This is a genomic window from Acidovorax sp. AC410 (assembly GCF_979253235.1).
Window position 1 is genome coordinate 1,566,611 of sequence record NZ_CEEDCG010000001.1, and the last position, 11,285, is coordinate 1,577,895.

General features: G+C 69.1%; 14 protein-coding genes. 5 read left to right on the top strand and 9 right to left on the bottom strand.

The features are described from left to right. Positions 1–12: 12 nt before the first annotated feature. The gene (locus tag AC0IZS_RS07315) at positions 13–714 is read left to right on the top strand and encodes a glutathione S-transferase family protein (protein WP_471635022.1); all 702 of its coding nucleotides are present in this window, start codon (positions 13–15) and stop codon (positions 712–714) included. Positions 715–883: 169 nt separating this feature from the next. On the opposite strand, the gene AC0IZS_RS07320 is transcribed toward AC0IZS_RS07315, so the two are convergent. Then, complete coding sequence (locus AC0IZS_RS07320) at positions 884–1,669, bottom strand: SDR family oxidoreductase (protein ID WP_471635023.1); 786 nt, start codon at positions 1,667–1,669, stop codon at positions 884–886. A gap of 124 nt (positions 1,670–1,793) precedes the next feature. Between AC0IZS_RS07320 and AC0IZS_RS07325 the strand changes: the two genes are divergently transcribed. Continuing rightward, entirely contained in the window at positions 1,794–2,717 is a 924-nt protein-coding gene (locus tag AC0IZS_RS07325) for a LysR family transcriptional regulator (protein ID WP_471635024.1), read from the top strand. Between the two features lie 73 nt (positions 2,718–2,790). On the opposite strand, the gene AC0IZS_RS07330 is transcribed toward AC0IZS_RS07325, so the two are convergent. Beyond that, positions 2,791–3,363 (bottom strand): DUF1439 domain-containing protein, encoded by a 573-nt coding sequence (locus AC0IZS_RS07330; RefSeq protein WP_471635025.1) that lies wholly within the window; start codon positions 3,361–3,363, stop codon positions 2,791–2,793. 49 nt (positions 3,364–3,412) lie between these two features. Here AC0IZS_RS07330 and AC0IZS_RS07335 point away from each other — a divergent pair, with 49 nt between their 5' ends. Further along, positions 3,413–4,297 carry an AraC family transcriptional regulator gene (locus AC0IZS_RS07335; RefSeq protein ID WP_471635026.1) on the top strand — a complete coding sequence of 295 codons (885 nt, stop codon included), beginning with the start codon at positions 3,413–3,415 and terminating at the stop codon, positions 4,295–4,297. 76 nt (positions 4,298–4,373) lie between these two features. Further along, positions 4,374–5,276, top strand: a complete 903-nt coding sequence (locus tag AC0IZS_RS07340) for a DMT family transporter (protein WP_471635027.1) — start codon at positions 4,374–4,376, stop codon at positions 5,274–5,276. A 12-nt stretch (positions 5,277–5,288) separates the two neighbouring features. Here the strand turns inward: AC0IZS_RS07340 and AC0IZS_RS07345 are convergent, their stop codons facing one another. The 5 genes from AC0IZS_RS07345 to AC0IZS_RS07365 form a co-directional block, all read right to left on the bottom strand. After that, positions 5,289–5,540 carry a hypothetical protein gene (locus AC0IZS_RS07345; protein ID WP_322591063.1) on the bottom strand — a complete coding sequence of 84 codons (252 nt, stop codon included), beginning with the start codon at positions 5,538–5,540 and terminating at the stop codon, positions 5,289–5,291. A gap of 67 nt (positions 5,541–5,607) precedes the next feature. Then, positions 5,608–6,114, bottom strand: a complete 507-nt coding sequence (locus AC0IZS_RS07350; protein ID WP_471635028.1) for a GNAT family N-acetyltransferase — start codon at positions 6,112–6,114, stop codon at positions 5,608–5,610. A gap of 55 nt (positions 6,115–6,169) precedes the next feature. Beyond that, positions 6,170–7,054 carry a PA4780 family RIO1-like protein kinase gene (locus AC0IZS_RS07355; protein ID WP_471635029.1) on the bottom strand — a complete coding sequence of 295 codons (885 nt, stop codon included), beginning with the start codon at positions 7,052–7,054 and terminating at the stop codon, positions 6,170–6,172. 391 nt (positions 7,055–7,445) lie between these two features. Next, positions 7,446–8,192, bottom strand: a complete 747-nt coding sequence (locus AC0IZS_RS07360; protein ID WP_471639476.1) for a tRNA-uridine aminocarboxypropyltransferase — start codon at positions 8,190–8,192, stop codon at positions 7,446–7,448. 11 nt (positions 8,193–8,203) lie between these two features. Continuing rightward, entirely contained in the window at positions 8,204–8,839 is a 636-nt protein-coding gene (locus AC0IZS_RS07365) for a class I SAM-dependent methyltransferase (protein ID WP_471635030.1), read from the bottom strand. Positions 8,840–8,968: 129 nt separating this feature from the next. On the opposite strand from AC0IZS_RS07365, the gene AC0IZS_RS07370 reads away from it, so the two are divergent. Continuing rightward, positions 8,969–9,484: a hypothetical protein gene (locus AC0IZS_RS07370; RefSeq protein WP_471635031.1), complete on the top strand. Its 516-nt coding sequence runs from the start codon at positions 8,969–8,971 to the stop codon at positions 9,482–9,484. A gap of 18 nt (positions 9,485–9,502) precedes the next feature. On the opposite strand, the gene AC0IZS_RS07375 is transcribed toward AC0IZS_RS07370, so the two are convergent. Both AC0IZS_RS07375 and AC0IZS_RS07380 read right to left on the bottom strand, forming a co-directional pair. After that, positions 9,503–10,078 (bottom strand): hypothetical protein, encoded by a 576-nt coding sequence (locus AC0IZS_RS07375; RefSeq protein WP_471635032.1) that lies wholly within the window; start codon positions 10,076–10,078, stop codon positions 9,503–9,505. A gap of 118 nt (positions 10,079–10,196) precedes the next feature. Continuing rightward, positions 10,197–10,949, bottom strand: coding sequence for a tyrosine-protein phosphatase (locus tag AC0IZS_RS07380; protein ID WP_471635033.1), 753 nt, complete (start codon positions 10,947–10,949; stop codon positions 10,197–10,199). Positions 10,950–11,285: the final 336 nt, after the last annotated feature.

Consider the following 11,285-nt stretch of genomic DNA (forward strand, 5'->3'; position numbering starts at 1 on the left):
TGAGGACCTGCAATGACCCCGACCCTTTTCTACGGTGTGCCCCAAGGCTGCTCGCTGGCCAGCACCATCGCGCTCGAATGGCTGGGCGCCCCCTACGCACTGTCGCGCATCGAGATGCTCGAACACCCGTGGCCTGCTGCCTATGCGCGCATCAACCTGCTGAACCTGACGCCCGCCTATGTGGCGGCCGACGGCAGCGTGGTCACCGAAAGCGTGGCCATCCTGCTGCACCTGGCAGCGCAGAACAGCCACCAGCTCGGCTACCCGCAGGGCAGCCCGGCGTACGACCGGCTCAACCAGACACTGGCCTACCTGGCCACGGATTTCTTCGCGGCCTTTGCACCGCTGTGGGCGGCCTACGAGATGGCCAGCGACCCGCCGCGCCAGGAGGTGCTGCGCGAACTGGGCCGCCCGCAGGTGGCCAAGGGCTGCGCGCACCTCGACCGGCTGCTGGCACAACGCGAATGGATGGACGACGGCGGCAAGAAGACCGTGGCCGATGCCTACCTGGTGGCGGTGGCCCGCTGGGCCGAATACCACGGCGTGCTGCAGGTCGATGCCTACCCGTACCTGGCCGCCCACCTGGCGAAGCTGCGCGCCGACCCGGCCGTCGTGTTTGCCGACGCCATCGAGCGGGAGCAACCGGCCCGCAGCAGCGGCGGGTTCCAGGGCCACGTCACGCTGGCCGACGTGGTGGCGCAGTTGAAAGTCTGATCTCAGGTCTGCCAACGCGCCCCATGGGTGCGTGACCGACAGCACTGGCGCGACCCAGGCCAGCGCCCCCGCGCAAGGGCCGCCCCGCCGCGAAGGCGGCGTATCCAGCCTCAGCGCCGGGGGCGTCCCCCTCAGGGCGATGGCGCGACGCGACTCAGGGGGAGCCTGTTCAGGCGGCGAATCCACCGTCAATCAGCAGGCTGGCGCCCGTGACCATGCCCGATTCGGGCCCGGCCAGGTAGGCCACCATGCCCGCGATCTCGGCCGGATCGGCATGGCGATTGACCGCCATCATGCTGTGCATGTCGCCGGCCATGGGGCCATCTGCGGGGTTCATGTCGGTGTTCACCGGGCCGGGCTGCACGTTGTTGACCGTGATGCCACGTGGCCCCAGGTCGCGCGCCAGGCCCTTTGTGAGCCCGACGATGGCGGCCTTGCTCATGCCGTAGACGCTGAACCCAGCCCAGGGCAGGCGCTCGGAGTTGGTGCTGCCGATGGTGATCACGCGGCCGTAGGCACCGCCCTGGCCCATGTGCCGCACGGCGGCCTGGGTGGCGACGAACACGCCGCGCACGTTGACGGCGAGGGTGCGGTCCAGGTCTTCCAGCGTAACGCTGCCGACCTCGCCCATCACCGCCACACCGGCGTTGTTCACGAGGATGTCCAGGCGGCCCAGTTCGCGCGCGGCGCCATCGATGGCGGCCGTGAGGCCTGCCGCGTCGGCGCTGTCTGCCTGCAGTGCCAGTGCGCGGCCGCCGGCAGCCTCGATCTCGGCAGCCAGGGCCTTGGCGGGTGCTTCGTTGCTGGTGTAGGTGAAAGCGACGGCAGCGCCATCACGCGCCAGGCGGCGCACGATGGCGGCACCGATGCCACGCGAACCGCCTGTGACAAAGGCGGCCTTGCCGGCCAGGATGCCGGTGGTGGAAACAGGGGAGACAGAGGAAGCGACAGACATGGTGAACTCCGGTAGGTGAACCAGTGAATGCACTGGCAACACCTGCAGTGTCTGGGAACCATTGCGCTACCGGTAGCCATGAATGGGCTGTACTGATTTCAACTGTCGGTTGAAAATACCAGGCATGCAACCCCTCAGCCACCTCGAGTCCTTCGTGAAGTCCGCCGAATCCGGCAGCTTTTCGGCTGCGGCCCGGCTCATGGGCCTGACGCCCGCGGCCGTGAGCAAGAACGTGGCGCGGCTGGAGGCCAACCTCTCCGTGCGCCTGTTCCAGCGCAGCACGCGGCGCCTGGTGCTGACCGAGGGCGGCCAGCGCCTGCTGCAACAGATCAGCACGCCGCTGGCCACCCTGGCCGATGCCGTGGAGCACGCGGCCGAGGCCGACCGCCAGCCCGCAGGCACGCTCAAGGTCAGCATGGGCCAGGCCTTCGGCCGCGCCTACCTGGTGCCGCTGCTGGGCGAGTTCCTCGCGCGCTACCCGGCCATCCAGCCCGATTGGCGCTTCGAGAACCGGCAGGTGGACCTGGTCGGCGAGGGCTTCGATGCGGGCATCGGCGGCGGGCTGAACCTGAACCCCGGCATGGTGGCGCGCACGCTGGGCACCATCCACATCGTGGCCGTGGCATCGCCCGCCCAGCTGCAGGGCCGCAAGCCACCGCGCCACCCGAGCGACCTGGCGCAATGGGACGGCATTGCGCGCCGCTCGATCCAGACCGGGCGCATCCATGTCACCACGCTGCGCAACAAGGCCGGTGATGCGGCAGCCGCCGAGCTGCGCCCGCGCATCGTCTTCGACGACCCCGAGGCCATGTGCCAGGCCGCGCTCATGGGCCTGGGCGTGGCCCTGCTGCCCATGCCCTTTGCCCAGCCCTGGCTGGCCAGCGGCGACCTGGTGCGTGTGCTGCCGGGCTGGTGGTCGGACGCGGGGCCGACCTCACTGTATTACCCGGACAAGAAGCTGCTGCCCGCGCGCACCCGGGTGTTCGTGGACTTCATCATCGAGCAGTTCGGCCAGCGCGGGTTTGCACAGCGGGTGCGGGGGGATTGACCACCCGCGAGAGCCCAGCGCCAGGCGTCTGCCGGCAGGCGCGGCGTTGCGCAGGGCGGCAAGCCCTGGGCGGTCACGGCACCGGTTTGTTCACAAAGGCGACAGACAAGCCCTTGGGCGTGACGATGATGGCCCCGGGCTGCATGCCCAGACCGTCGAGCACCGCGAGATCCTGGGGCCGCAGCCGGTGCAGCACCACTTCGCGCAGCGATTGCTCGGCCAGGGCGGGGCCGTAGCCATTGAGCAGCGCCACCACCTCGGGCCGCAGGCTCGGAAAATCCAGCCGCCCCACACGCAACTGGTGTGCGCGCAGGCTGCGGTCACTGGCCTCGTAGCGCAAGGCGAACTCCACCTCCAGCGTGCCGCCATGGGCGCGCCGCAGCGCGGGGCCTGCGGCCTTCAGCGCGAATGCGGCGCCCAGGCGGTTGCTCTCGGGCAGCAGCGACAGGCGCGGGGCCTGCACGTCCACATCCACCAGGCCCGCCACCGGATAGCGCAGCGGAAAACGCTGCGCCACCGCCTCCTGCAGCTGCTCGGCCGAGACGGTGTAGGCCGGCTGGGCCCGGGCGCTGCGGGCGGCCACCAGCGCAAGACTGGCCAGCGCCCAGCGGTGCGTCGCGGCAGCGAGAAAGAATCGGCGGTGCATGCAGTGGCTCCTTGGGTGTGTGGCGGGCGGCCGTGGCACTATTGGCCGGATGACACCCGCAGCGCCCACCCACCAATGCCAGGTCTTCGGCTCCCCCTGGGAAGGTGTGTACGGTACGCACATCGAAAGTTCCCGCCACTATGGCAGGCATTGGCATGCCGTCTATGGCCTGGGGCTTCTCGACCAGGGGGCGCAAAGCTCGGCCAGCGGGCGCGGCCCGGTGGATGCCTATGCAGGCGATTTGATCACCACCAACCCCGGCGAGGTGCATGACGGCCAGCCGTTGGGCGGCCCCTCGCGCCGCTGGCGCATGGTCTATTTGGAGCCCCAGGTGCTGCACGCCATGGCCGGCGAGCTGGCCACGGCCTCGCCGCAAGGTCTGGCCCTGGCCCGCCCGGTGATCCAGAACGACGCGGCGCTGCGCGACGCCCTGCACCAGTTGCTGCAGCGGCTGGAGCACTGGAGCACGGCACCGCAGGCTGCCGCCAGCGTGGTGCCCCTGGCCTGCGAGGAGGCACTGATCCACACCTGCGCCCTGCTGCTGGGCCGCCACGCCAACGCCCCGCGCCTGCATGCACCGGCTGCCGGTGCCTCGCCCGAGGTTCGCCAGGTGCGCGACTGCCTGGCCGACACCCTGCTGGCACCGCCGACACTCACCCAACTGGCCGCCATGGCCGGGCTGGGCAAATACCAGCTGCTGCGCCGCTTCACCCAGGCCTATGGCCTGCCGCCCCATGCCTGGCTGCTGCAGCAGCGTGCCGAGCACGCACGCCACCGCGTGCTGCGCGGCGCCAGCCTGGCCGATGCTGCGGCCGATTGCGGCTTTGCCGACCAGAGCCACATGACGCGCATCTTTGCGCGGCAGTTCGGCTTCACACCCGGGGCCTGGCAGAAGGCCACGGCAGGAAAAGCCCGCCGCCCGCTGCCGCAATAACGTTCAAGAACCGCCGCGCCGGGCACTCCACACTGCCTGCAGTTTTCACACACAGGCAAGGCGGCAGGCGATGGGAATGTCGGAATCATGGAGGGGCCAGCTGCTGTGCAGCCTGGCCATGGTGCTGGTGGGCAGCACGGTGGTGGTCAGCCAGCCCATTGCACAGGACATCGAGCCCTTTGCGGCCACGGTGCTGCGCCATGCGCTGGCCCTGCCGGTGTTCCTGGCACTCATGCGCTGGCACGGCCAGCGGCTGCCGCGTGTGGGCCGGCGCGATGCGCTGCTGCTCACCGTGCAGGCGGCCGCGGGCAGCGTGGGCTATTCGGTGCTGCTGATCCTGGGGGTGAAACTGGCCAGCGCGTCGGACGCGGGCATCGTCGCCGGCACGCTGCCGGCGGCGGCCGCACTGTTCTCGGCCCTGCTGCTGGGCGAGCGTCCCGGCTGGCGCCTGGTGGCGGCCATCGCGCTGGCGACGGCTGGGGTGATGGCGGTAGCGGTGGCCCCAGGCGACGCCGACGCCGCTGGCGCCCATACCCGGCTGGCGGGCATCGCGCTGGTGCTGGCGGCCGTGGCCTGCGAGGCGGTGTTCATCCTTGCGAGCAAGCGGCTGTCGCAGCCCATCCCGGCGCTGGCCCTGTCCACGCTGATGTCCGTGGGCGGTTTGCTGCTCTCGGCCTTGCCGGCATGGCTGGTGGCCGGGATGTCGCCCTCCACCTTCACCGCATCGGCACTGGCCGGCGTGCTGTACTACGCCTGGGTGCCCACGGTGGGCGGATTTCTGCTGTGGTATGCGGGCAGTGCCCGCACCAGCGGCGTGCGCGCATCACTGGCCACCGTGTGGCTGCCGGTATCGGCCCTGCTGCTGTCGGTGGTGTTCCTCGGAGAAGCTATCCATGCCTGGCAGTGGCTGGGCCTGGGCTGCGTGGTGGCGGCGGTGCTGCTGGCCGCGCTGCCCGGCGGGCGGGGCCAGCAGGCATGAAGGCGGCAGCGGTCAGCGGCCCACCACCGACCAGCCCGCGTGCAGGTTGGTCTTGTCGTTCTCGTACTCCCAGGCGGTGCCGCAGCGGTCGCACTGGTAGCGGGTGAAGGTCACCTGGCCGTGCTCGCGGTCTTCCTTGCGGTTGCTGCGCTGCACCAGCTCGGCGTGGCCGGGAGCGCGGCGCCAGTTGCGCTGGATTCCCTTGCAGGGCTCGCACAGCTCCATGGGTTTGAGTTCGGTCTGCCGTTCGTGTTGTTTGGTCATGGGAAAGGCCTTGCCGTTCTGGGATGGTGGGGTCGTGTCGAAGGGGCGCCTGTACAGGGCCACCCCGCTATTGTCCCACCCCTGCGCCGCCGGGCAGAAGCACCTTGGCCATGCGGGCATTGGCGAGCACCACGCCGTGGCGCTCGACCTGCTGGCGGGCTTCGACCCCAAAGCCGCATTTCGCAAAGAAGGGCTCGGCCGTGAGGCTCACATCGGCCCACAGGCGCGCGATGCCGCGCAGTGCCGCCTGGGCATGGATGTGCGCCATCAGCGCCCGGGCCACGCCCTGGCCGGCATGGGCAGGCGCGACGAAGAAATGGTCGATGTAACCGCTGGCCTGCAAGTCGGAGAAGCCGGCGATTTCCGGGCCGCTGTCCGATGCCATTTCAGCAACGAAGGGCTGGTTGGCCTGCAGCCGCGCGTTCCACTGCGCCATGTCGTACGCGAGCGGCGCCCAGGCGTTGCGCTGCTCCGGGGAATACTGGGCACCGGTCAGGCCCTGCACTGACGCATGGAACAGCGCTCGCAATGCAGGCGCGTCGCCCGGGCGAAAGTTGCGGATGAGGACAGGCATGGCGGCAGGCAGGCAAATGGCGGGGGGGCCAATGGTGCTCCAGAGCGCCTCTGGCTCAGGTGGCCGCCATGCGCAGGCGGCGTGCAGCTTCCTCGGCACGGGCATCGTCGATCTCGCGCAGCACGCCCTGCATGTCCACATCGGCGTGCTCGGGCGCGTAGATGCCGGTGAGCGGCGTCTCGTTGGTCAGCAGCCCGCTCTGGTACAGGCTCCAGATCTCGGGCCCGTACTGGGTGGCCAGCAGTTCCGGAGCGAACTGGCCGAAGAAGTCGCGCAGGTTGGCCACGTCGCGCATCAGCATGCGCGGCGCATGGTTGTTGCCGGCGGCATCCACGGCCTGCGGCAGGTCGATGATGACCGGGCCCTCGGTTCCTCCTTCGCCCTCTGCGCCATCGGCCCCGGGCAGGTGCGCCAGCAGGATGTTGAACTCCGAGAGGTCGCCATGCACCACGCCCGCGCACAGCATGCGCACGACCTCGGCGATCAGCGTGGCGTGGTGCGCGCGGGCCTGCTCGGGCGTGAAGGCCACGTCGTTCAGGCGCGGTGCGGCATCGCCGTGGGCATCGGTCACCAGCTCCATCAGCAGCACGCCATCGTGGAAGTTGTAGGGCTGGGGCACGCGCACCCCGGCAGCGGCCAGGCGGTACAGGGCATCCACCTCGGCGCTCTGCCAGGCGGCCTCCTGCTCCTGGCGGCCGAACTTGCTGCCCTTGGCCATGGCGCGGGCCGAGCGCGAGTTCTTCACCTTGCGGTTCTCGGTGTAGTCCACCGCCTGGCGGAAGCTGCGGTTGTTGGCCTCCTTGTAGATCTTGGCGCAGCGCGTGTCGTCGCCGCTGCGCACCACGAAGACCATGGCCTCCTTGCCGCTCATGAGCTGGCGGACCACGGTGTCGATCAGGCCTTCCTCGATGAGGGACTGGAGTCGGGGAGGTGCTTTCATCGGGCCTGTGGTTAAAAAGGGATACGGCCCCATTGTCGCCGGGCAGCCACATCCATCGAACCCACGGCGCCAATGGACCCACGGACCTGCCGGTCGTGGGCGCCAATTGCCGCAGGGCTGCCCGGGCCGCCTTGGCGGCACCACTGCATGACACCGCCGTCGCTGCCATGCTCGAAGCCGCCGTGGCGCTGTACCCCGCAGAAGGCAGCTTCCACAGGGACGCGCTCAAGAAGTCGGCACCGCTCGTCTCGACCGAACGCGTCGGACCCTCGGCAGAAGAGAAGTTTGCGCTGCACGAGTCGTGCAGCGCAAACTTGCAGCCCGATGGCATTGCCCAGTCCGTCAAGGAGCGCAGCACCACAGCAGGTGCCACGAAGCAGAGGCAGGCAAGTCAGGACTGCGTTGGAAGGCGCAGCGCACCGAGTCGCTGGTGTACCTCATCGCCCGGGTCCACGGGCAACTGGTGCTTGGACTGCAGGTAGTGGTTGGTGAACACGTCGAGGTAGGCCTCAAGCGTCTGCGCGGCGTGGGTCTCACCCGCGAGCTCCAGGCACAGGGCCCCGACCTCGGAGGTGCAGAAATGGTCTTCGCGCGTGGAGCGGCGCAGCCGGTAGCGCGACAATTGCTCGGGCGCCAGACTGAGCACGGGGAAGCGGTCCAGGTAGGGGCTCTTGCGGAACATCTTGCGCGCCTCGGGCCAGGTGGCATCGAGCAGGATGAACAGCGGGCGCTTGCCGCCTTGCGCACTGTCCACGGCCATCACCACGCGCTCCGGCGCCACGAATTCGCCGGGGAACACCACGTAGGGTTGCCACTGCGGATCGGCCAGCAGGGTGAGCAGGGCCGGGTCGACTTCGGTGCGCGCCCAGCCGAAGGCCCAGGTGTCGGCCACCACGTCGGCAATCAGCCAGCCGGTGTTGCTGGGCTTGAGCGGCTCGATGTCGGCCATCAGCAGGCACATGCCCGGCCGCGTGAACTGCAGTGGGCGCAGCGCGCACAGGCAATGGCTGGGCACCAGCCGGCAGCCCGGGCAGCGCTCGCCACGCGGTCCGCCCCGGGCCAGGAAGGGCTTGGCGGCGCGCGCCAGCCGCGCCGCACGCAGGCGTGACACGGCGTGGGGCAGCGCCGGCACGGGCATGGGGGCAGCCGTCACTGGCTGCCCGCGTGTTCAAGCGCAAACAGCGGCAGTTCGGTCTTGGGGCTGAGCCACACGCCGCCGCCCAGCTCGGTGAAACCCTCGCCCAGCGTGCGGCGGTACAGCTGCGCGGGGTGGCGGAACATGCGCGGATCGGTCAGCGTCTCGTCCACGATGTCCTGCTCCCAGTCCTCGCGCGTGACGGCCTCCACGTACAGGGCGCCCCGGCTGAGCCGGGCCAGGTTGCGCATGGCCGCCTGCACGTCGGCTTCATTGAGGTAGGGCAGCACGCCCTGGCAGATCACCAGGTCGTAGGGTGTGCGCGCCTTGTAGTCGACCACCGAGCCCTGCTCCCAGCCAAAGCGGCTGCACAGGTACTCGCTGTATTCCATGCCGTGAAAGCTTGCCTGTGGAAAATGGCGCGCGATCAGGTCACGCCACAGGCCGATGCCGCAGCCCACGTCCAGCACGCGCCGCACTGGCACGCGCAGGTACTGCAGGTAGCTGCAGACGAAGGCGCCGAGCCGGTCGGTGTGCGCCGGGTCGATCACACTGGTCTTCTTGTCGAAGTAGAACCGCTCGTAGTAGGCCGCGTCGAAGCCATCGGCGCTGGCGCTCTGGCCGGCACTGTTTGCAGAGGTCACTGCCATTCCTTGTTCCTTGGCGGAGGGACCGCCTTGCGCTGGAGTATCGCCGAGGGTCGCCACCCGCCGTGGTTGGCACCCCCTGCGCCACGGCACAATGGGAAACAGCCCTTCACGGACCACGCCTGACCGCCGATGCACCTGATCCATTGCCGCTCCCCGCAGCTGTCCATTGCGAGGCACTGCACGCTCTTGTTGCTGGTGTGGTCGCTGATGCTGCTGGCCGCCTGCTCCAGGCCACCGCCTGCGAACACGGCCCAGGCCTTCTCGTGCGAGGACACACGCCAGCTGCGGGTCTGGCGCGCCCGCATCGGAGACAATTTTGCGGCCGTGGAACACCTGACCAGCACACACGATCCCGAGGCTGCGGACCCTTTGGCCACCGTGCGCCGGATGCGCGACCTGCATCTGCAGTTGCGCCAGTATTTCCTGACCGAACCCATGCCCGACTGCATGCAACACGCCGTGCGCATCTACGTGGACGGACTGGAGCCCCTGGCGCACAGTGGCGAGCGGGACAAGGACCTGCTGGCCTCGATGCGCAACGTGAGCGCCACGGTGGACCTCTTCACCGAAGCGGTGAGGGCGGCGAAGCCGCAATGGGCCCGGGAGGCCCAGGAGGCCCAGAGAGCGGCATCCATGCCGCGCTGACCCGGGGCCTGTTGCAGGCTATTTTCCTGGGGAGGCCGTCCAGACGGGATTGAGCAGGCGTTCCAGCCGCGCGTAGGAGGCTTCTAGCCGCACCAGCGCCTGGTCGATAAGCTCGTTGGTCATGGTGATCTTGGTGCCGTTGGTCTCCACGGGCTTGCCCTTGGAAACGGCCACCAGCGAATCGCGGAACTCCTTGTCCCGGGCCAGCACGGAGTCGGTGGCCAGGTTGCGCATGCGCATCATCTCCAGGCGCGTCTTGAGGGCCGACTCGTAGCTCTTGTCCACCACCGGCTTGCGCTGCTTGATGCTGGCCTTGTAGCTCACCACGGTGGCGCGCTCGAGCTCGATGTTGTTCTTGAGCGCGAAGGCCACGCGCTCCATGGCGCTGCGGCTCACTGCTGCCTCGGGGTCCTGGAGGCCGGACCAGAATTCACGGTGCACCTCTTCGGTCAGCACGGCACCGTCCTTGAACATGGACATGATCACGGTCTGGCGCTCGGCGTCGGTCTGCGCCGCCATGGCCACCGGAGGCAGGGCGGCAAACGACAGGGCAAGGACCAGGCCGGCACGCAGGCATTGCTTGCGGAAATTCATTCGGAGATTCTTTCGAGAGTCGGTCAGCGAGAAAGTCGTGCACTATGCCACCGCTGCAGTGGCTGCGAGGGCGACTCAAGTATCCGCGTGTAACGAACTCCCGCGCAGCCGATGGCCCTCACGCAGCAGGCTGCAGGTACTGCCCTACCAGTTGTCGCTGAGCCGCCGCATCCACCCCGAGCACGTCCACCAAGTAGGTCGGCACGCCGCCATAGTCCTGGTCCACCATGTGCAGTGCGGCGTCGAGAAATTCCTCCTGCACGCGCCATAGCACGGCCAGCACCTCCTGCGGTGCGTGGCTGCCCATGCCAGCGGGGCGGCGGTAGAGGTTGTTGGTGAGCAGGTAGTCCTGCATCACGGTCTCGCGCGGCACGCCCAGGGCCATCAGGATGAGGGCGGCGGCAAAGCCGGTGCGGTCCTTGCCGGCGGTGCAGTGGAACACCGTGGGCGCATCGCTGGCCAGCAGCAGGCGGAACAGCTCGGCAAAGCGCGGTGCGTTCTCGTGTACGAAGCCGCGGTAGGTGTCCTGCATGAGGACCACCGCGTCCTGCGCGGTGAGCGCACGGCCGGTGGCCTGCAGCTCCAGCGCGCGCTGCACCACCGTGGGCTCGATGACCAGCGGGTGGTAGGCCACGCCAGGGATGGCATAGGCGTACGCCGCTCCCTCGGCCTTGCCGCGAAAGTCGATGGCGCGGGTCACACCCAGCTCGGCCAGCAGCGCCTGGTCGGCCGGGGTCAGGCCGGCCAGGTGGTCGGAGCGGAAGATGCGGCGCCATTTGACGGTCCGGCCATCCTGCCCGGCGTAGCCGCCCAGGTCGCGGAAGTTGGTAGCGCCGGCCATGGGCAGGGAACGGGTGGGATCTTGGTGCATGGAGAAGCGGCGATCCCCCAGGAGGGACCGGGTGATTGGTTCAGCAGAGAACCCAGCTTAGCCGAGCCCGGTGTCCACCACCTGTCGCCCACGCGGTGGCCCCGCGGCGAGCGGGGCGAAAAGAGCGGCCGCTTGCGCACGCCGCACCCGGCCGGGCCGCGCGGACCTGATGCGCACACGCAACAGTCAGCACGCAAGCCCTGGCCGATCCCGCCCTGCAGCGCAGCGAGCGCCCTGGGCGGGGCGCATATTTTTGATGCATGAATGATAATTACTATCATTGACATTGTAAGAACAGGTTTCCAGCCGGTCTCGCGCGGTGCATGCAAAGCACCC

What these genes read in the sequence shown, in the direction of transcription:
- AC0IZS_RS07320 (WP_471635023.1), bottom strand. Translation starts at nt 1,669, where the DNA reads ATGTCTGTCGCTTCCTCTGTCTCCCCTGTTTCCACCACCGGCATCCTG.
- AC0IZS_RS07370 (WP_471635031.1), top strand. Translation starts at nt 8,969, where the DNA reads ATGCACCTGATCCATTGCCGCTCCCCGCAGCTGTCCATTGCGAGGCAC.
- AC0IZS_RS07315 (WP_471635022.1), top strand. Translation starts at nt 13, where the DNA reads ATGACCCCGACCCTTTTCTACGGTGTGCCCCAAGGCTGCTCGCTGGCC.
- AC0IZS_RS07350 (WP_471635028.1), bottom strand. Translation starts at nt 6,114, where the DNA reads ATGCCTGTCCTCATCCGCAACTTTCGCCCGGGCGACGCGCCTGCATTG.
- AC0IZS_RS07355 (WP_471635029.1), bottom strand. Translation starts at nt 7,054, where the DNA reads ATGAAAGCACCTCCCCGACTCCAGTCCCTCATCGAGGAAGGCCTGATC.
- AC0IZS_RS07335 (WP_471635026.1), top strand. Translation starts at nt 3,413, where the DNA reads ATGACACCCGCAGCGCCCACCCACCAATGCCAGGTCTTCGGCTCCCCC.
- AC0IZS_RS07345 (WP_322591063.1), bottom strand. Translation starts at nt 5,540, where the DNA reads ATGACCAAACAACACGAACGGCAGACCGAACTCAAACCCATGGAGCTG.
- AC0IZS_RS07365 (WP_471635030.1), bottom strand. Translation starts at nt 8,839, where the DNA reads ATGGCAGTGACCTCTGCAAACAGTGCCGGCCAGAGCGCCAGCGCCGAT.
- AC0IZS_RS07330 (WP_471635025.1), bottom strand. Translation starts at nt 3,363, where the DNA reads ATGCACCGCCGATTCTTTCTCGCTGCCGCGACGCACCGCTGGGCGCTG.
- AC0IZS_RS07380 (WP_471635033.1), bottom strand. Translation starts at nt 10,949, where the DNA reads ATGCACCAAGATCCCACCCGTTCCCTGCCCATGGCCGGCGCTACCAAC.
- AC0IZS_RS07325 (WP_471635024.1), top strand. Translation starts at nt 1,794, where the DNA reads ATGCAACCCCTCAGCCACCTCGAGTCCTTCGTGAAGTCCGCCGAATCC.
- AC0IZS_RS07375 (WP_471635032.1), bottom strand. Translation starts at nt 10,078, where the DNA reads ATGAATTTCCGCAAGCAATGCCTGCGTGCCGGCCTGGTCCTTGCCCTG.
- AC0IZS_RS07340 (WP_471635027.1), top strand. Translation starts at nt 4,374, where the DNA reads ATGTCGGAATCATGGAGGGGCCAGCTGCTGTGCAGCCTGGCCATGGTG.
- AC0IZS_RS07360 (WP_471639476.1), bottom strand. Translation starts at nt 8,192, where the DNA reads ATGCCCGTGCCGGCGCTGCCCCACGCCGTGTCACGCCTGCGTGCGGCG.